Annotated in this window: 15 protein-coding genes; 6 read left to right on the plus strand and 9 right to left on the minus strand. The window is 46.5% G+C overall.

Going from position 1 to position 20,286, the window contains the following annotated elements:
• The coding region (locus J7438_RS22495; RefSeq protein WP_503003928.1) for a transposase at positions 1 to 292 on the minus strand (292 nt) is incomplete at its 3' end.
• Between the two features lie 1,017 nt (positions 293 to 1,309).
• On the opposite strand from J7438_RS22495, the gene J7438_RS22500 reads away from it, so the two are divergent.
• On the plus strand, positions 1,310 to 3,457 hold the full coding sequence (locus J7438_RS22500; RefSeq protein ID WP_209278334.1) for an ankyrin repeat domain-containing protein: 2,148 nt from the start codon (positions 1,310 to 1,312) through the stop codon (positions 3,455 to 3,457).
• Positions 3,458 to 3,899: 442 nt separating this feature from the next.
• On the opposite strand, the gene J7438_RS22505 is transcribed toward J7438_RS22500, so the two are convergent.
• From J7438_RS22505 to J7438_RS22515, 3 genes are all read right to left on the minus strand, one after another.
• Positions 3,900 to 4,760, minus strand: a complete 861-nt coding sequence (locus J7438_RS22505) for a hypothetical protein (RefSeq protein ID WP_209278335.1) — start codon at positions 4,758 to 4,760, stop codon at positions 3,900 to 3,902.
• A gap of 817 nt (positions 4,761 to 5,577) precedes the next feature.
• Positions 5,578 to 5,727, minus strand: coding sequence for a hypothetical protein (locus tag J7438_RS22510; protein ID WP_209204406.1), 150 nt, complete (start codon positions 5,725 to 5,727; stop codon positions 5,578 to 5,580).
• Positions 5,728 to 5,854: 127 nt separating this feature from the next.
• The gene (locus tag J7438_RS22515; RefSeq protein WP_209278336.1) at positions 5,855 to 6,043 is read right to left on the minus strand and encodes a hypothetical protein; all 189 of its coding nucleotides are present in this window, start codon (positions 6,041 to 6,043) and stop codon (positions 5,855 to 5,857) included.
• 180 nt (positions 6,044 to 6,223) lie between these two features.
• Here J7438_RS22515 and J7438_RS22520 point away from each other — a divergent pair, with 180 nt between their 5' ends.
• Complete coding sequence (locus tag J7438_RS22520) at positions 6,224 to 6,640, plus strand: ankyrin repeat domain-containing protein (protein WP_209278337.1); 417 nt, start codon at positions 6,224 to 6,226, stop codon at positions 6,638 to 6,640.
• Between the two features lie 72 nt (positions 6,641 to 6,712).
• Positions 6,713 to 7,186: a helix-turn-helix domain-containing protein gene (locus J7438_RS22525; protein WP_209278338.1), complete on the plus strand. Its 474-nt coding sequence runs from the start codon at positions 6,713 to 6,715 to the stop codon at positions 7,184 to 7,186.
• A 20-nt stretch (positions 7,187 to 7,206) separates the two neighbouring features.
• Here the strand turns inward: J7438_RS22525 and J7438_RS22530 are convergent, their stop codons facing one another.
• Both J7438_RS22530 and J7438_RS22535 read right to left on the minus strand, forming a co-directional pair.
• Positions 7,207 to 10,146 carry a ZmpA/ZmpB/ZmpC family metallo-endopeptidase-related protein gene (locus tag J7438_RS22530; protein WP_209278339.1) on the minus strand — a complete coding sequence of 980 codons (2,940 nt, stop codon included), beginning with the start codon at positions 10,144 to 10,146 and terminating at the stop codon, positions 7,207 to 7,209.
• Positions 10,147 to 11,538: 1,392 nt separating this feature from the next.
• Positions 11,539 to 12,030, minus strand: a complete 492-nt coding sequence (locus J7438_RS22535; protein WP_209278340.1) for a hypothetical protein — start codon at positions 12,028 to 12,030, stop codon at positions 11,539 to 11,541.
• A 1,079-nt stretch (positions 12,031 to 13,109) separates the two neighbouring features.
• On the opposite strand from J7438_RS22535, the gene J7438_RS22540 reads away from it, so the two are divergent.
• Positions 13,110 to 14,312, plus strand: a complete 1,203-nt coding sequence (locus J7438_RS22540; RefSeq protein ID WP_209204397.1) for an amino acid permease — start codon at positions 13,110 to 13,112, stop codon at positions 14,310 to 14,312.
• Positions 14,313 to 14,330: 18 nt separating this feature from the next.
• Positions 14,331 to 15,413: a class II aldolase/adducin family protein gene (locus J7438_RS22545; RefSeq protein WP_209278341.1), complete on the plus strand. Its 1,083-nt coding sequence runs from the start codon at positions 14,331 to 14,333 to the stop codon at positions 15,411 to 15,413.
• Between the two features lie 191 nt (positions 15,414 to 15,604).
• Here the strand turns inward: J7438_RS22545 and J7438_RS22550 are convergent, their stop codons facing one another.
• Together J7438_RS22550 and J7438_RS22555 are read right to left on the minus strand one after the other, a co-directional pair.
• A complete protein-coding gene (locus J7438_RS22550) occupies positions 15,605 to 16,186 on the minus strand; it encodes a hypothetical protein (RefSeq protein ID WP_209278342.1) in 582 nt (193 codons plus the stop codon).
• A 705-nt stretch (positions 16,187 to 16,891) separates the two neighbouring features.
• The gene (locus J7438_RS22555) at positions 16,892 to 18,838 is read right to left on the minus strand and encodes a hypothetical protein (protein ID WP_209278343.1); all 1,947 of its coding nucleotides are present in this window, start codon (positions 18,836 to 18,838) and stop codon (positions 16,892 to 16,894) included.
• Positions 18,839 to 19,029: 191 nt separating this feature from the next.
• Here J7438_RS22555 and J7438_RS22560 point away from each other — a divergent pair, with 191 nt between their 5' ends.
• Positions 19,030 to 19,572 (plus strand): hypothetical protein, encoded by a 543-nt coding sequence (locus J7438_RS22560; protein WP_209278344.1) that lies wholly within the window; start codon positions 19,030 to 19,032, stop codon positions 19,570 to 19,572.
• A gap of 67 nt (positions 19,573 to 19,639) precedes the next feature.
• Here the strand turns inward: J7438_RS22560 and J7438_RS22565 are convergent.
• Positions 19,640 to 20,286: hypothetical protein (locus J7438_RS22565; protein ID WP_209278345.1), on the minus strand; the 647-nt coding region annotated here is incomplete at its 5' end.

Genomic DNA, 20,286 nt, shown 5'->3' on the forward strand with positions numbered 1-20,286 from the left:
GCTGCGTCCAGCGTTGTAAGACTTCTTTGGTGTCCCATTTTTTGGCTTGCTGACTATTGATATGGAGCACCACATGATAATGATTCGACATCACCGCATAAGCACAGACTTCCAGGGCAAAAATACCGGAAAGCGCTTTCAGCCGATCAACCACCCACTGCCTGCGATGCTCATAGTTTTTGCCTGAGAAATTATCTTTGCCGCATAGGAAGGCCCTGCGAACGCAGCGTGCCATGCAGTGGTAGTAGGGCGTATTGGCTGCATCTATGAGGTTTTTTCGGGCGGTCGTCATGTCATTTTTTTTGGTTACTGGGTAGATTTCCTTAATGCCCTTAAGAGGCTCCAGATGAAAAATAGACGGTATGGCCGATTAGTCAAAAATTTTGGGTGTCCTTTATTCTTATTTCCTGTCAAAAATTTTGGGTGTCCTTTATTTCCTCTTTATTTCCTATGATGGAAAACTTTTCCTTGCAATGCGGGGCGGACCATATGCAATGCGGGGCGGACCATATATGACCCTGATTTTTTCGAACTTACTCTGCTGATTTTTGTCCTACCCCCAGTGTTGAGTCAAATAGCAGGCTAGCAGGCTAAAGCGATGAATAGTGTCAGGAGAACACCGTCGTATTTAAGTGCCCTACCTGTATTTGTGACGGACCCACCAGAGGTCAACTTGGTGGGCGTTCCATAGTCAAAACATTGTGCAGTCAGTCTTATCAGTTTCATTTGGAATATATTATCAAGTTTTCGTCCAAAGACTCTGCAACCCTTACGCAGCAGGGTTTAGAAGGCAACAATTCAAGTTTTTTTTGACGCTTTCTTCAAGCAGATTTCAGGGGCTCCAGCGGAGTTGATGTGATTTTCATGTAAATTTAGAGTTCGTCAAATCCCTGTAGGCTATGTGGCCCAACGGCTAGAGCTTTCAGATGGGAACCAGGTAATTGACACTTTACGGTTAATTGCTGGTTCCCGTTAAAACCTTTTAACCATTCAGAGACAGCAAACTGTCAGAATTTTTATGAATAACCTAATAGGCAGCAATACCACCTTAAGTTCCCCAGCCTGTGCTATTTGCAATCGTACCGATTATGATCAGGGTCTCCACTCAATGGTCAGGACACTATGTCAAGAACCTCACTTTTTCCACAAGCTCTGTATTTACGACTCTTGGTACAATTCCACAGCAGGTGATATCCGTGAGCGTAGTTGTTATGTGTGCAAAGAAACGATACTGAGGTTAATTGACGTAAATTGCCCTGGCAAGCAGGCCGAGCCTGGTACCCTGACAGAGCGGCCCGCTGCTAATATTTTGCCGCAGCACTCGGACCCCCGGGTTCTGCTGTTGTTCGATGCCGCTGAAAAGGGCAATATTGAGCGCTTGAAAATGCTGATCGACCAAAAAGTAGATGTTAATGCCTCGTGCAAGGATGGAACCACGCCTTTGCACATTGCTATTTGTAACGGTCACACCAGCATTGTGAAAGCGCTAATCGGGAAGAGGGCCGATCATCTGTCTGTTCTGATAGACATTATTTGTCATTTACCTAGCGCCATTAAAAGCGTTCGTCAGATGGAAAAAATCGATGTTTTTATTAAAATCATCAAATGTGGAGTGAAAATTTATACTCTGCTGTCTGATTTGTTTTCCAATCTCGCTGATGTCAACGCTGCCCGAACAACCAATGGTGAAACACCTCTGCACATCGCCACTGGAAGAAGTAACGTTAAGTGTTTAGAAATCCTGATTCACAGCGGTGGGAAAGTTAATTCGCAACTGAAAACAGGTGAAACGCCCCTGCACATCGCCGCTGGCAAGGGCGATATAAATTGTTTGAAAGCTCTAGCCGGTTATGTACCCAATACCAAAGAAAACTTGCAGACCATTTGTGATCAAGTCATTAAACTTTTAGAAGATGCTAAGGAAGGAAAAATAAAGTACCCGAAAGACCTGCTTAAACAGGACCTAATTAAAGCTTGTGTGAAAGCTTTCTCAGCTTTTAAAAAACAGTTCCGTACAGAGGCCAAAATTAATTTGCCTCAAGCTGATGGCAAAACACCTCTGCACCTGGCAGCCGAGAACGGTCATCGTGACTGTCTGGATTGGCTACTTCTTAAGGGAGCTAAGATTCGCCCTGCCGAGGACGGAACAATACCTCTGCACTTGGCAGCCAAGAACGGACATCTGGAGTGCCTGCGATATCTGGTTAAGTTTGGATCGGATGTTGATGTTAATGCGACTAATAAGAATGGCGAAACAGCGCTGCATATGGCTGCTAAAAACGGCTGCACAAAGAACGTCAAGGCGTTATTGTACGTTAACGGCATTAATGTCAAACAAAAGGATAAATATGGCCGAACAGCTCTCCACGCAGCAGCCCCTTTTGGCCACACCAAGGCCATCCAGACATTGCTAAACTTTGACCCCTCACTGGCCAAAGAGAAGGATAACGATGGCCTAGAGGCTCTCGAATTGGCTGAAAAGTGTCACTGCGAAGAGGCCATCCAGACATTGAAGAACTTTGTCCCCAATAGGCCTCTTGGCCAACCGGCTCTCCACACAGCTGCTAGCCAAGGCGACATAGAGGACATCCAGAAATTGCTGGAGAATGACCGCTCCCTGGCCAAAGAGAAGGATAAGTGGGGCGAAACGGCTCTCCACCACGCTGCTGGTAATGGCCAAACAGAGGCCATCGAGAAATTGCTGGAGATTGACGGCTCCCAGGCCAAAGAGAAGGATAAGTGGGGCGAAACGGCTCTCCACGCAGCTGCTCGTAATGGCCAAACAATGGCCATCCAGAAATTGCTGACCATGGCCCCCTTACTGCTCGAAGTGAAGGATAACTGTGGCAAAACGGCTCTCCACGCAGCTGCTGAAAACGGCCACACTGAAGCCATCCAGCGATTGCTGACCATAGCACCCTTACTGGCCGAAGTGAAGGATAACTGTGGCGAAACGGCTCTCTACGTAGCTGCTGAAAACGGCCACACTGAAGCCATCCAGCAATTGCTGACCATAGCCCCCTTACTGGCCGAAGTGAAGGATAACTGTGGCGAAACTGCTCTCCACGTAGCTGCTGAAAACGGCCACACTGAAGCCATCCAGCGATTGCTGACCAAAGCCCCCTTACTGGCCAAAAAGAAGGATAAGTGGGGCCAAACGGCTCTTCACGCAGCTGCTCGTCAAGGCCAAACAGAGGCCATCCAGAAATTGCTGGAGATTGAACGCTCCTTGGTCAAAGGGAAGGATATCTTGGGCGAAACGGCTCTCCACAAAGCTGCTCGTCAAGGCCAAACAAAGGCCATCCAGACATTGCTGAACTTTGAACCCTCACTGGCCAAAGAGGTGAATAATTATGGCAATAGGGCTCTCTACTTCGCTATCAGGTTTGGCCACACAAAGTGCAAGGAACTTCTTGAAGGCTATGGAGCCCAACCAACGGACTGCCTTCTACAGTGAGCGATAAAATTGCTCGGAGAACCGATTCTTGATTATTTCAAACTTCCACCTCATACTTCGCCAAACTGGACGCTGTACCTTTTAAAAGCTGGGGTCATAAAAGCTGGAATAAAAAACCGGGGTCAAAAAAACCGGGGTCAAGTCTTGAACCTTGAATCCATTCAAAAGAAAGCCCTAACCCACGGGCTCAGTGGTTTTGCGTCAAGAAGAAAGACCTAATGGAATGGTCCGCCCTGCTCCCAAAACGGCTTCAAATGAGCCAAGATAGAATGAGTTTTGCCAGCTACTCCCGATGAATACACGTCAACTGCCACAGCCTGAAAACTGACGTATTCATAATTTCTGAAAACATAAAGAAATCTAGAAATCTAGGGTCAGGTCTTGAACCTTGAATCCATTCAAAAGAAAGCCCTAACCCAGTTTCGGGCTCCTTGGCTTTGCGTCAAGAAGAAAGACCTGACCCCAGCTTTTTAAAAATTTTACTGGAACTATGGTTTGTTTCAATTGAATTAGAAGTCAGTGTTAATTCACCGGAGTTTCCAGCTGAATGGATTGACTTGAGATACTGCTTTTTTGCGATATTCGCTTGCTTTGAAGCTTCTTCCTTGTTGGCGGTTTGTCTTTTGATTCTGTTGTAAGTATTCCTATAGATTCTTTGCCCCTCTGCAAAGACGGGATCTTTGCGACGCTCCCTTTGGTACTCCCTTTGGTACTCCCTTTGGCGCTCTGCGAAAGCGAGATCTGTCTTGTAGCGCTCCCTTAGGCGCTCCCTTTCGCGATCTGCGAAAGCGGGATCTGTCTTGTAGCGCTCCTTGTGGTACTCCCTGTGGTACTTCCTTTCGTGCTCTGCGAAAGCGGGATCTGTCTGGTAGCGCTCCTTTTTGCGCTTCCTTTCGCGCTCTGCGAAAGCGGGATCTTTGCGACGCTCCCTTCGGTACTCCCTTTGGTACTTCCTTTGGCGCTCTAAGAAAGCAGGATCTTTGCAACGCTCCCTTCGGCGCTCCCTTCGGCGCGCCAACCGAGAGGCTTTGTTGTCAGTTATTTTTTCTGGTGGGTTTGAAACAGACTTATTACTCAAGTTATCAGCATGAATTATCGGACTGAGTTGCTCCATCACGTTAGAATACTGATGGCTGTTATTAACAGAGTGAGAGCCACCTTCACCAGCCATACTCCAAACTCGCACAATTTTTATTTCTGATTCAGTGCCACTATCAGCTTTCTGAAATGTTTCTGGTCTTACGGATAATTCAGAGGGCTCATCCAGGCAGGTTTCTTTAGAATCAAGAATAGTGATTGACATTTGTTTAATTCTTGAATCATCGAATCGGTTATGGAGTCTATCCCCATCGGGTATGGAGGTGTTATTGATTGGGGCCGTTTGTTCCACTTTCTGACCGAATGCTATAGCATTTTTTTGTGTATAGCGATTGGAAAGTGACTTACCGCCGGACATAAAAGCATCATATGCGGTGAGAAAATTCGAATAACAGCCTTGTAAGTTACAATCTGGATCAGTCATTAATTCATAAATTCATTAAGTTATTGAATCACAGCTTAAGACTCCCACTTGGTTACACAAGTTCCTTCCCAGCTATTCCCGCTGAATATACGCCTTTGAGCATCTAATAAATATCAAGCACACTATGTTCACAGTACACAAAAAGCGGCCTCCACTCTTGGTGGCTATTTGATGATCAAAAAACTGGAAGAAATAGAGGTGTTTTTATTTTTTTTAACCTCGCAGGGCGCGAAAATCACTAAGTCCGTGAAAAAAAATTACGGATTCTGCCATAACCCAGGCAGGGTCGGCACTTAGTTCACACACAGGGAAGGAATATCGAAACTTTTTAGAAAAAATCAAGTCCATGGATTGATAAGTAGTAAAAGCGGTCTCAGGAAACTCCGAAAAGGTACATTTTATGGAATCAACTGGTTCTTGCACTGATCATTATTTATGCCCCAATCAAGATGATAACATGTGTAAATGTTCCAGCTTTACATGTGGAGTATTCTGTTGTACTTCCAGTGGGTTTGTCAGCATGGAGCTGACAAAAACTTATACTGCAATGTTTGTCGGCTTTGGGGTGGGGGCAGCAGTAGGCGTTGCAACAGGCACTTCAGCAGTGGCGACATATGTTGCCTGTTGTCGCAAGAATGCGAACGATACCAATGCCGTTGATCATGGTCACCGCGAAACGTCCATTGATTCCAGAGTGGTCAGAGCACAGCCGCTTTGTAACTCGATTAATGTCACTGGGGGTATTCATGCTCCGTGCCCGTCTTCAGCCCCTTCGGACTCACCTGTACAGTTTTCCCAGACTATCCTTCATGTTCCCGGAATCACTGGTGAGTCGACCGAAACATTCAGTGAAGTCGTACGAAATAATAGTAGCACTACAACATTTCGATACCCTCAGGAGCCTCCACCACCGTACTCCCATGAACCACCACCGTACTCCCATGAACCACCACCATACACCCAGGAACCGCCACCACTATACTCACCATATCCAAAACCCCATACTCCATAGGAAGCTCCGCAACAGTAAGCTGTCTTGTGCGGAAGCCGGTACTTTGGTTCATTGATAATAAGGTTGCCCTGCATTTCAGTTTGACAGCGGTTGGTCATAACCGTCGTCTCTCCGTTACTAAAAACCTGTCACAATCATTGTTATTCAGGTTTATCTACATCGACGACACCACTGCATAACCCCGCTGCTGTCATACCCGCCTCAGTTATCAAATTGAGAGAGCACCCCTATTATGAGCCGTCATCCTATATTTAATTCTATAGAAAAAGGAAATCTGGATGCTTTGAAAAGTTGTGTCACCACTGAGTTGTTAAATACTCTACGATCATCTCAACATGACCAAACTCCCTTGATGGAAGCTGTTTTCCGTGGAAAGATTGATATCGCAGAGTATCTGATAGGATGTGGTGCTGAGGTTAACTCAAAATCGGGTATTTATCATTCAACACCAGTATGGAGGGCCGTTTTTGATGGAGATCTACCAATGGTTAAATTACTTGTACAGTATGGGGCAGATGTCAGTGAACCTGATAAAGATGGCCAAACCCCACTGGATAAAGCTTATATTAAAGGGTGGAATAGTATTATTGAAATATTATTAATGCATGATGCAAAGAGAGGTGATGAATTAACGCAGTTAAGTAGCTGACCATATGAAATCATATATAATTTTCAAACCAGTCATTATTATTAAACCCTCAGAGAATAATAATCACTGACTATGAGAACTGCTCCAAAAATTAAATTAAGCGCACAGGAAGAAAAAGATATTAAACAGCTATCGACGTCCAATACGACCACAGTTCGCATTGCTCGCTGCTCAAAAATCATACTTCTGGCTGCACAAGGTAAAACCAATCTTCAGATTGCTGAGGCTATGAATATTGGTCGAAATCAAGTTAGCCGCTGTCGCAGTCGTTATGTGGTGGGTTCTGCCATTGAAAAAGACCTGCCTCGAGGAGGTCGTCGTCAGACTATAGATGCCGTTGAAATTGTCCGATTGACAACTCAAACACTGCCTGATAATGCCACTCATTGGAGCACTCGCTCCATGGCTGCTGTCAGTGGCGTAAGTGAAGCCAGCGTTCGACGAATCTGGAAGGCAAATGGCCTCAAGCCTCACCTTGAAAAGACATTCAAAGTCTCTCGTGACCCGAACTTTGTGGAAAAGTTGGAGGATATTGTTGGGCTGTAGCTATTAGATGATTCGGTGAGTTAATGGCTCACAGGGCTTGCAGGCTCAGGTTTTTCTTCAGTGTTCGTCATGGGGTTACAGTCTCCAGTTACCATATCCGCCAGCTCGATTACCTCCGGTTCGCCATAGCTACGGGCGGGTTCATGCTCGGTCAATACATGGTACACAGGGCATTGTTGGTAAGGTTCTTCTTCAGTGCTCACCGTGGGGTTGCAGTCTCCAGTTACCATACCCGCCAGGTCGATTTCCACCTGTTCGAGACAGCTATCGGTGGAATCATGCTTGGTCAATACATGGTACTCAGGGGAGGCAGGGCGTTGTTGGTCAGGTTCTTCTTCGCTCACCATAGGGTTGCTGTCTGCGGTTACCTTTCCGGCCTGCTCGATTACCACCGATTCGCCAGAACGACAGCTATAGGCGGATGCATATCCGATCAGTTCCTGGTACAAAGGGCTGTCTGGGCGTTGTTGGTCAGGTTTTTTTTCAGTGTTCTTCCTGGAAATGCTGCCCCCTGCTGCGGTGTTCCCCGGTATGTCAAACAACGGTTGGTAATGTCTCTGAGGGGGAGTGGGCAGAGGTCTGTCTGACAGCTGGTAATGGCTCCGAGGAAGAGTAGACAGCGGTATGCCACTCCGGGGTCGGCCTTCGGGGTGCATCGGCATGGGTTCCTCACGGTTCCGGCCAGCCTGAGTCGATAATCTTTGACGATAATAGCGGTAGGCGCATAACCCGGTCCCGGCCAGCACAAAAAGTACCACACCCAGAGAGACGCCCAGGGCGATATAGGCTATGACGGTAGTATTTAGAGATCCTGCTAACGGTGTTTGTCTGGTAAATCTGGCAGGATCCGAGGTGGAAAAGGTCATTAATGGTACTTTAGTGTAATTTTTTGGGGCCGTTGACATTGTGACAGAACCTGGGCTGGAAAAGTTCATGCCTGATGTGGTGGCCCCGGTTGTTGGGGGTATTGTTGTGGCAGAAGCTGGGCTGGAAAAGGTCGTAGTCATAGTGGTACCTTTGGGTCCCGTCTCCAGGATTGCGGGCGGTAGAAGGGCATTGGCACCGTATAATGTATTAATACCATCATAATTAACGGCCTGGCACTTCGGTGTTACCAGTCGGTGGTCAATTTCTGCACAGTAATCCTCATCCCCAGAAGGACATACCTGGATGCCTTGTTGCCGTTCACCATTGATACGGACATTGCAAATAATTGGGTTCACTGTTCCTACTTTGATCCTCGCAGTGGAATTTTTATTAACATTACTTGTAACGTTGGTGCCAATCGCCAAGGTGCCGCGGACATTTGCCTTTCCACTGCTGCGTCCTGCGTCAATACCGGCATCTGCATCAGGTCCTTCTGTGACAACCGTACAGTCCAGTACGGTCGTGAGATCAATAATTCCTGTACTTTGATGATCTCCCGCACCAATACCGGCAAATGCTTCGCGACCGCTGGTTTTCACCTTGCACCTTACTGCCGTCGTGTCGGTAATATTTCCTGTTCCTTCATTCAACCCCACCCCAATACCGGCGCTTGCCTGTTTTTTGCCGGTTGTTACCTTACAGTCCACCGCTTTCGTGTAGCTAACAGTACTGTCTTTCGATTCTCCCGCCCCAATACCGGCATTTGCAGAGGCATGGGAGGTTTCCACTTCGCATTTCACCGCAGCCGTGTTGGTAACAGTTCCTTTATACTGACTTCCTGCCCCAATGCCTGCATCTGCATTTCTTCCCAGTGTTTTAACATGACAGTACACCGCAGTTGTGTTGGTAACGATTCCTTCAAACGAAAAACCCGCACCAACACCAGCACTCATATCTGCTGTATCTGTTTCAACAATACAGTTTACCGCAGCCGTGTTAGCAACAGCTCCATTACGCAGAGATCCCACACCAATACCGGCAAATGCATTGTGACCGGAGGTTTTCACCGTGCAATTCACCGCGGCCGTGTTGGTTAGGGTTCCTCCTTCGACTCGGCCCACGCCAATAGCTGCGTGTCCACTGTTTGTGGTGACTTCAGCACGCGCAACCTGAATATTACTCACCATGGCGTCGCCTGATATTTCACAAGCCGCTACCCCGGCAGGCGCTGATGACGTTATATTGGCATCACTAAGGGTCAGGTTATCGATACGGCCGCCCTTAAGGTTTTCTACCAGGCAGCGGGAGAGATTGCCAATGGTATGACCCTGACCGTTCAGCTGGCCGGTAAACGGAACGCTTTCATTACCAATGGATCGGGTTAACTGCCCACCATCAATATCCCTGGTCAGCCGATAATTTCTGCTGCATGATTCCGTATTATTGCAGATATTGCCAAGGGTTCCTTCATCCGCCACATCAACCCAGTCGTCGGTGCCAGGGTTGGATACAGATGATGCGCCGACAGCGGAAAATCCGGCCAGGGCCCCCAGTGCCAGGGACGTCTTTGGCAACTGGCCAAACCGTTGCGTGTTGGTAACGGATTTAGTTGTTTTTTGTCGTGTATTTTGTGGGGCTTTGCTGGTTTTTTCTTTATCTTTATCTTTATCTTTGGCGTTTTCCGGGGCCCCGTCCTGCCTATTTTCCCTGTGCGTGCCAGGCTCGGCACGGGCAGTGAATGCATTAAACTGATCCCAGGCGTACTGGCCCGCAGTGGAGATGCTGGGAAGATTGCCCAGGATACTACTGATTTCCGGGGACATGCCGCCACAGGCTGATACCACACGTCCTGCCAGTGCGGTGATCTGCAGGAAATTACCCAGGCCATCAATGCCCTGAGGATCACTGCCTGCTGCACCGGGCACTGGCGGCCGGGAATTTGTCGGATCAAAGTTGGGGTTCAGCGACCGGACAAACGCACTGACCCCGACACCCAACCTTCCCCAACGGCCCTCCAGTTCTGTGGCCGGGGTTGTTACAGGTTGCGGGTCGTTGGCAGTACCTGTCGTGGGTACGCTTGTTTCTTCTATCAAAATCAATACCTTATAACAAAGTTGTTTGTGTTGATATCAATCCACTGTCTTACATATCAAACGACCATAACCATAAGTAAACAGGTTAGGATAATTAAACTATTTCTGACGGATAACTGGTGTTGCTGTTTGCAGGTTAATAGGGAGAAATATAGTGGCCAGTTTTTTGGCAGTGGTAAGAATAGTTTGAATTAGATGCGCTTTTTTTTACTATAAGTAGCTGGCCATATGGAATCGAATATTTCTGGCTACTTGGGCTGGTACTATGCGAGGCACAACGGAGGGAGCATAGCCGTAGCTATGTGACCGGAGTTGTAACGAAGCAGAGTGCCAGCACAAGGAGTCAGAAATATATGATTTCATATGGTTAGCTACTTAAGAATGCAGTTTCTCTTTGACTGTTGGCATTTACAGGATTCGCTTTCATAACCGGTCAGTAAATATTCTCAGACATTAAGCGTCTACTTCCAGCTTCGGGAAGCTAAAGACGAAACCACGAAGAGCAGAAAGAAGAAAAGCAGGGGCTGGTCTTTCATTTTGCAATATCTTTTTCTTATTAGTATAAACAACAAGTGTCAATCCTAATCAGGCCCCGAAGAGGCCGAAGACCTGATGAGGTGGGAGTGAGCGGATTCCATCAGAGCCAGAAGCATTGAGACCTCACCCCAAAGGCCGGTCTCTTTAGTCATGATGGAAAACTTATCCTTGCAAAGCGGGGCGGACCATATATGACCCCAGCTTTCAGTTTTCTGCCAGTGTCGTCTTGTTAGTGGCCATAACAAATCCTTATGCTTCATTGACAAAAATAGTAAATAGTTTGTGGCAGGGAGGAACTTTTATAAGAAGACGTAGTCTTAGGATTAATTCAATAATCCAGTAATTCAATGAATCACTCCAGTAAGTTTCGTTCCTTCGATGTTGCTTTTTCTGATCTTTATTCCGGTACATTGGATATCATAAACCAATCCTGTGAACCTGATGCCAGCAAACTATCGCAGGTGTATCAAGGCATGTCTGGTCATGCACTGGACTCTCCTTTTCCTGTTTACAATAGACAATCAGATATACCCCAAAATGAAACAGGTATTCTTAAATCGTTGGGTGAATACGATATTGTATCTCTGGCAGACTTCAATGCAGAAAACTCTTTTGGAACGGATATTCATGAGATACCAAAATCAGTTCTTGATAAATATGTGCCTTGGAATTCTGATGATGAAATCATTAATAATGAAATATCGTCAATACCAGATTTTCCCTTTGCTCAGCAGGTATGTTTATCGGCTAGCGAGCCTGATCCAATACCTGCCAGGCATTTGAATCCAGATGATCAGTTAACTCATCTTCATGCCGTACGGTTTAACCAACAAGATTTACCACCAGTTACTTTTGTTAACCCGATAAACCTGAACCAAACGACAGGTGATAAGCAAACGACCCTACAGGAAGAAATTGCTGATAGTTTCCTTGTTGAGCACCAAAGGGAGCGAATGCAAGAACCCGAAAAAACAAAGCTGGTAAATCAGCAAAGAAGGAAGCGGTATAGTGAAATGATGAAAGACCCTGAAAAAAGAAAGCTGAATAGTCAGCGCCAAAGGGAGCGGTATCATGAAAGAATGAAGGACCCCGAAAAAAGAAAGCTGATAAATCAACGCCAAAGGGAGCGAAGGCAAGATCCCGAAAAAAGAAAGCTGGATAATCAGCGCCAAAGGGAGCGGTATCATGAAAGAATGAAGGACCCCATACAAAGAAAGCTGTTGAATCAGCGCAAAAAGGAGCGAATGAAAGATCCCGAAAAAAGAAAGCTGAAAAATCAGCAAAACCGGCGTCCATTAGGTCTTGAATCCATTCAAAAGAAAGACCTAAGGACTGATGCGTTGGCATGCATATGTTTCGACGCAGGTCAGTTTCCGAAGGAAGCCGACTCGTGAACCAACCGCCGTGCACTTCTCAACACTGGAATTGTCGGCGGGGAAAAGACCGTCGGCTCCCCTGAACGGGGAACCGACCTACGGTTTATAAATCCGCTAATCTCTTGCCATATCAGCCCTCGCAGATCCAACATCAGAAAATCAGGGTCAAAAATCAGGATCAGATCTTTCATTGTGCGTGTGCCGTAGCACGAATTTAGGAGTTCAAAGGATGAAGTCCTGAAGAGCGTGGAAGCTATGGAAGAGAGGCTGGTAGACCCACCGAAGTCCGCTGTCGGAAGCTGGCTTCAAACTACCACATGCGGCTGCCATTAAGAGTGGTGGTCGTGAGCAATGAGGAAAAGTCAGGCTCGACCTGGCATGTGTGGTACAGAGAGATGAGTAAACCCGAACCACTGTTGAGGCGTCGTAAAAGACTTCTCTGACAACAAAACCGTGGGCCGCACAATCGGATAAATCTGCAAGTGAATTCTGAATGCTGTACAGGTTGTGTCCTGCGTATAGGTGGCATGAATCTGTACTGGGCTCTTCTATGGAACTGCCCGAATCAGTCGCGTGGATGCTAAGGGAGACTCCCAAGTGGCCAAAACCACAAGGGGCGTATTCCACCTGGGCCAGAAGCATTGTAACCTCACCCCAAAGGCCGGTCTCTTTATTAAGAGAGTGGAAGCATTACTCTTTAATCATGATGAAAAACTTTCCCTTGCAAAGTGGGGCGGACCATATATGCCCCCGGTTCTCCGTGGGATTCGTTAAAACACCGCAACCTGCCCCCCAAAGCACTCAGGCAGTGCCTGTAAACCAGTCATCACCGGTTGCCCCTGCCCGTAAGGATAAGCAGTCTTAAAGCACACCATCACCTCAATATTCAGTGTTTGTCCTGTTTTTGAATAGCAATCAATTGAAGGATTTTGAAGACGCACTCGATGAACGCTCACACTGCGAATGACATTGATCAATGATCTGATTATGCAAATGTGCTCACCTCGGTCGATATAGTCCGTCATGCACTAGAACAGAAAAAGAAAAATCATGGAAAAAAACAACCTGATTGGCAGCATTTTTTTGGTCACGGGAACCACTGTTGGAGCCGGGATGATTGCGCTGCCGGTAACCACAGGCACTTACGGGTTTGCAGCGACCCTCTTTATGTTTATCGCCGTCTGGCTTGCTTCACTGGGCATCGCCTTCTCTATGCTGGAAGCTAACCTCCAGCACAAAGAGGGTGCCAACCTTATCACGATGATCTCGGTCACTCTGGGGCGACCCGGAGAGATAATAGGGTGGGGAAGCTGCTTATTATTTCTATATTGCATTCTTGCTGCTTATTTGTCTGGCCTGGGGGAGTTAACAGGCTACTCCTTGTCATATATTCTTCCTCTTGACGTTAACAAGACTACATCCGTTGTCGTGATTACGGCTATTGCTTCTGGCTTAATATATTCAGGCATAAGAATGTCAGAAAACATCAATCGCGTTTTTGTGATCGGAATTTTGCTGATATTTATCTCTCTTGCCTTCATTTCCATGCCTTATGTGGAGGCTGACAGGCTGGAAATAACAACATTCAACCCGCCATTCTTATCATTACCGGTTATTTTTGCCTCTTTTGGCTATCTGGTCATAGTGCCGACCTTGCGAAGCTATCTACACAGTGACGTGAGAAAAATAAAGATTGCCTGTGTGGTTGGTAGCCTTATACCACTGATCATGTATATTTTATGGGCAACGATTGTCATTGGTGTAATACCTGTTAATGGTGACAACGGTATAGAAAGCATTCTGTACTCCGGTGACCCATCAACAGGCATTTTACGGGCCATGGCAGAGTTCACAGACAATGGCAATGTTGTACTGATATTCAAGGCATTCTTTTTTTTAGCCATTGCCACGTCATTAATTGGTGTATCCCTGGGAACATTTGATCTTATCTCGGATGGCTTGCAGGCCAACAATATCAAACCCGGCAAGCTTACCCTGACTTTACTGACTTTTGCGCCACCTGCTCTGATAGTCATATTGCTGGACACTGTATTTTTAACGGCACTTGGTTATGCCGCAATATTTTCTGCTGTTGTCTTTGGCATCATTCCGGCCGTACTGCCCTGGGCCGGAAGAAACAAGGGTATCAAAAGCAGTTATCAGTTACCTGGCGGAAAAATAGCTTTCACTTTAATTATTATCTTTTCCATTGCGGTGATAATCGCTGAGCTATACAGCATGAATGATGCATAACTTCAAAAGGATATGATTATGAAAAATAATGTTATTAAAGACCTGGTAAAACTTTGCAAGTACGCCGGTGGCCGCTTCGACCTTGTTCAGGCTGGCGGGGGGAATGCCGGGGCTAAAGTGGATACAGGCAAACTGCTGGTCTCTCAGGGAGTGGGCTGCGTCCTTTCAGAAACGGAATCGAATCATGGTTATGTAACCGTTGACAGTGAAAAAATACTGAACGTTTTAGATAACAACGACCTGTTGAAAAAATACAGCCTGAAAGAGAGTGTTAAAATAGCCAATCAATCGGTCAGGGAAGCTAATGAGTTGCCGGATATAAAACCCACCGCCGAAGTGTTTCTTCATGCCCTCCTCCCTTTTAAATACACCCTGCATTTGCATCCTGTCATTATCAATGCCCTATTGATACATCGTGATGCCCAAAACATCATATCAAACCTGTACCCGGATGCCGGTTTTGTCGGGTATGCCGCCCCCGGGCTGGAAGTGTCCATTCTTTTCGCCCAGTACATGCAAAGCCTCACAGGCAAAGAGAAGCCGCATCTCTACTTTATGAAAAATCATGGCATTATGGTTGGTCATAATACTGTCGAAGGATTAATGGCCATTGTTGAAAACATGATGGCCATTGCTGAAAAATACTTTGCAGTTGATTACAGCCACATGAAAAATGCGACAAAAATTGCTGAGCTCTATAGCGCAATAACTGGCATTCAGTGCATAGCTCACTGTTCCAACGACCAAACCATCAACCAAGTGTACCGTGATGACAAAGAGGCCTTTTTCTTTACTCCCTGTTATCCTGATCAATATGTGTATAATGCGGTTATGCCGGTGGAGTTGAACGAGTTATCGGCTCAGGAGATTGTGGATTTTAAAATCCATAATAATAATTTTCTGCCAGGTGTCGTGGTGTACCAGGATAACATCTACTTTGTGTCTACCAATTTAAAAATCACCCATGAGATGGAAGAAGTTTTCAGATCTCACCTGTTAATTGTTACCCTGAACAAACAAAACAGAAAAAAAATAGATACATTAGACAACAGCTTACACAATATTCTATTTTCGGTTAATCCGTTAAACCGATATCATTAGTGCAACTGATTCTTGATTAACCAGTAAGAAGACAAGACATCCATTTTTCTGAGTCAAAAATGGGTGTCTTTTTTGAAGCGAGTGAAGCGAGGGTCAGGTCTTGATTCCTGAATAAAGTCAAGGAAAACGAAAAGACAGGGTCAGCCTTTGTATTTGCAAGACCTGACAATGTTTATTTGTATTTGAAATATCTAGCTGTGTTTAGTGCCTTGCATATCAAGAATATTCTGTATCCGGGAATCCAGTTGTTGTTTTAATTCCTGATAATCTTTATTACCTTGTGTCACGGAAAGTACATTGTCGAGAACTTCGTGGCCATAGTTTATTATCTTTTGTAGTTTTTTGGCCGAAGTAATGACTCTATTCTCAGCGAATGAAATACATTCCGGGACTTGATAAGGAGTGATATTTGATCTGATGTCAGGCAGCAGCCCGGCAGCGCCATGAAGGGTAGATTCCAGAATATGCCCTGGATCCTGTTTGCATTCCAGTATGCGTTCCAGTTGGTCGAATCTGGATCTGAATTGCTTCAGGGCCTGTGCTACTGATTCATCAGTAATCGTTTGTGATGATTCCATAATGCTGTCAAAGCCAAATTTCAATGCCTCACTCCAGGCCCTCAGATCGCTGATGATTTGTTTTGCAGAGAGGGTTTTCTCGCCGTTCTCAATAGCCGATAGTTCCAAGCCTACAAAAACAGTAGACATTGGGATATCACTTACCTTACGGACGATATCGACATAATTTGTTGCTAATTTCGCAAGTTCTTTCATATTCTCCTGTAATTGACCCAGCCTTTGTTGTTCTGATAGCTGGCCTGTGTTGACCAAAGGCTCCGACTGTGAGTTTGACCGGCCTGCTTCCTGAGCTACGGGTGTCTGAGTGTCCTTTGGGTCAGGCCGTGGCGTTGTAGTCTGAGCATGTAAGTCACCAGCAGGACTATGAGTCACTGTCCTGCTGGTAATTTTTCTGTTCAGAGCTTGTGTTAGCCCGGATTCAGGAAAAGCGTTGATGTAATTCTCGGCCTCGACGACTGAGATGGTCCTGGAATGGCCAGAGAAACAGAAAACAGCGAACAGGGCGCTCAGCAATCCATCGGTTTGGTAATTGTATTGAATGTTTTCAAGCCAGCTCAGCTGGACAGAGGTAGATGGCACCATACAGTAATTTCCATAGCGTTAGTTATTTTTGAAGGCTGTCTTTTAATGACCATTAAGAACAGAGTAAGTTCATTTTTAACGACAGATCCTACGTACAATATTCTGTCCATTTTGGTTCCTGGAATTTTTTGTTTTGTATACTTACTCCAGTGTTAGTGAGTTTTCGTCCAAAAACGCAAACGTCTGAAAATCTCAGAAAACGGAATCAGGTTTTGATTCTTGAATAAAGTCAAGGAAAACAAAAAGTCAGGGTCAGGCCTTTGTATTTGAACACATTCAAGATTCGAGACCTGACACTGTTTCTTTTTGGAATAATTTTTACAAGATACCCGGAAGCACTGGATTTAATGGGTCGACTTTCTGCTTATCTACCCATTGTTTCAGGTCTACGCTGGTTTCGATGCCCGGCAAACTGGTAACGGTCTGCACCCAGATTAGGCCACCAACCCACGCAAAAGCTTCCGTTGGTACCCCATCTTTTACACACGTATATTCACTTTCCGTTGTGCATGCCAGGGGATTAATACCACTGGTAATTCGTTCGTTGGCCTCAGGCTCATCTTCTTGAGTCGGCATAGAGAACCCCCTGGAGGTTTCTCCAGTTGCCTTACTCTGTAGCACGTCAGCTGATTCGCCTCCACGGAAGTTGCCTCCACGATAGGTGCCTCCACGAGAGCTGGCCCCACCAAACAGGCTTCCGAAATCAAACAGTTCTCTGGGCTCCAACATATTTGACACCCTTGCTTCTCGCTCCAAAGCATCCACGGACTGTTTCAACAAGGTAAACCCGAAGGGAATGGCCAGTCCGGCCTCGCTGGACATGGCCGTTTTGCGGTCAACGCCCATGGCTTCCAGTATGGGTGCCACTTGTTGAATGCCAATGTTGTGCCTTTCTGACTCATTGTGACCTCGTCCATGGGAAAAAAGTGCACTCGAAGACGATGGCCGTTCCCCTCCAAACCCTGATACCTGATGAAGGGCAAAGCCGACATGATGAAAGCCAGCACCTTGCTGCAGTCCTTTGGGCATACGCAGCGCCACACTGAGGGGAATCAGTTTATCCAGCCCCCGGGGCCAGAACTTCGACAGATACCTCCTTTTGATTGTGCTGTGCAGATCCACAGTGAATTCAGCACCTTCCAGTGCCTTTTCACTACTGGCGCACAGATACACCTGAACGATGGGTACATTTGTATCCTCTTTGCCATAATCCCCGATACCCGCAAGCTGCAAACGTTCCTGAACCTCAGCAGGAAATTTATCCAGCGTTAGCCATGAAACGCTGACAACAGGCTGAATGTCCCGGTTGTTACCGACAACACTCACGCCAATACCGGCCGTTGATACGAAATCGTCGCGAAATACGTTCACTGAGGTCATCCGGACCTGCTTTGCGAGGGAAGTTAACCGCTCCCCTCTGGCCACTGTAGTCGTCTTCGGCAGTGTACACTGGCCACTCATACGCGTCAGGATTTGAGCCATGTTGTTCATGGCAGTCCGGGCTCCGGAAGGGTCCAGGGAGTAATGCCCAAGCTGCCTGGCAAACATTTCAAGGCCTTTGTTACATCGCTGCTGTTCAGGGAGTTCACTTGCCCGGCTCCCCGCCATGGCAACGTCATAGGCAGGGGGCGCTGATGGGGCTGGATTCACCGGTGGATAATGAAGGGCTTGTTGCTCCCTGGGGAGCTGCTGAAAAACATCAGGATTCATTGCCTGGCCGGTGGTGCCACCATCACCAGGAGGGAATCCCTCACTTAAAGGAAGACCAGCGGACATGCCGGGTAATACATGCCCACCGGCTTCCTGCTCCCGCTTATGCACATTGATTTCATCGATCAGGCAATCAATCCCCATGCTCAAACAGCTGTTAGGTTCCCGGATAAGCTTACAAAATTTTGTGGCTTCAGACCCTTCAACACCCTCCCCAAGATTAAGGAATTCCCCCTGGATGTGCTTGAGCAGCCCGGTAATCAACTGGCGCTTTTCGCCGCCCTCACAACGGGACTGTTTAATATTGACAAACCCTGAATCCCTGAGCTGTTCTTTCAGTATACTGAGTTTGAAGTCAGGATCCGGTATTGCTGCCGTGCAGATTTTTTTAGCGATGTCCTGAACCTCCTCTACTGTCCTGTTTTGCAGGAATTTAGCAAGATCCATGGTCGTTATATTACTGCGTTCAATTCGCCTGACTGCCTGGCTGCCAACGGGTTGTGGTGGCAATGGATTTTGGGCAGCGGATGGTAAGTTGGAATTGGTAATATACATAATCGATCAGCTCATAATAAAAATTTTCCTTATTAGATTGCCTGGCTGGCTAAAAGTTCAATAAGTAATGATTGGCTGTTGAAACATTTGAGGAAATGCGGAACTTTTTATCGAAAAGAGTGATCAATCAGAAATTGAGTAATTAGTCAGTTATAATTTCACAATTCAACAAACCACAGGTTAATTTTCAAATGGACAGAGTTCTTGCAGACTCAAAAGCAGTATTTTACTCTGATCACCCTTGCCAACAGGTTCTTTCAGAAAATCCCATACCTACTGAAGATTCGAGTTTACAGCCACGCCTGGCTGGCTACTCTGCACAAATATCCACTTCAACCCGTGAAAGTTACCTGAAGCAGGTAGTAACTATCCAGAAGACATCATCTTCTCCCCTTTCAATCGATGATTTTTCAATATCCAATTCACCAGCTACTACTAATGATTTACGACTTCCTCAGGCAACTGATCCTTCTGTCTCTGGTGAATCTGAAAACGTTACGCTTGAAAAGGTGCGCGTTAAGTTTAAAAAAGATTTGCGCATTTCTCCAACACTCAGGGAGATCGAAGCCAGATTCCTCCAAACCGAAAAAGGCAAGGCATGGAAAGCTGACAAAAAAGCATTTCAAAAGTCCTATATAAAATCGATGTATAAGGAAATGAGGGAGAAGGAGAGTCGGCAGCTAATCCAGACAAAATTGAATCATCTCCCCCCGGACATGTTGAATAGAACCTAATAATCCCGATAAGGTCAAAAAAAACAAAAGCGAGGGTCAGGCATTTGTATTTGAACACATTCAAGATTCAAGACCTGACACTGTTTCTTCTGTTTCTTGGTCGGATAGGGTTTCCAGTGTTCGCCACCGGTTCACCACGGTTATCGTCAGAGTCAGTCCCATGCTCGGTCAGTACATGGTACACAGGGCTGCCTGGTCGGATGGGGTTTCCAGTGTTTGCCACCGGTTCACCACGGTTATCGTCAGAGTCAGTCCCATGTTCGGTCAGTACATGGTACACAGGGCTGCCTGGTCGGATGGGGTTTCCAGTGTTCGCCACCGGTTTACCACGGTTATCGTCAGAGTCAGTCCTATACTCGGTCAGTACATGGTACACAGGGCTGTCTGGTCGGATGGGGTTTCCAGTGTTCGCCATAGAGTTGCTGCCTGTTGCTATACCGGCCTGCCCGTCCGCCACCGGTTCACCCTGGTTATTGATGGATTCATCCCCTATCAGTTCTAGGTACACAGGGATATCAGGGGGGGCGGGTTCTTTTTCATTACCCACCAGGGGGGTGGTGTACCCTGTTGCCGTTTTCCCTTGTCTGAGTTTTAACGGTTGGTAATTGATTGGGAGAGCAGGCAGCGGTCTCTTGTTCATCGGCCTGAACGACAACGGTTGATAATGATCCCGGGGAGCAGTAGGCAGCTGTCCCTGAGCACGGGGGGGGCCGC

Origin of the sequence: Thalassotalea sp. G20_0 (genome assembly GCF_017744175.1) — a bacterium.
In the GTDB taxonomy this organism is placed as follows: domain Bacteria; phylum Pseudomonadota; class Gammaproteobacteria; order Pseudomonadales; family Endozoicomonadaceae; genus Endozoicomonas.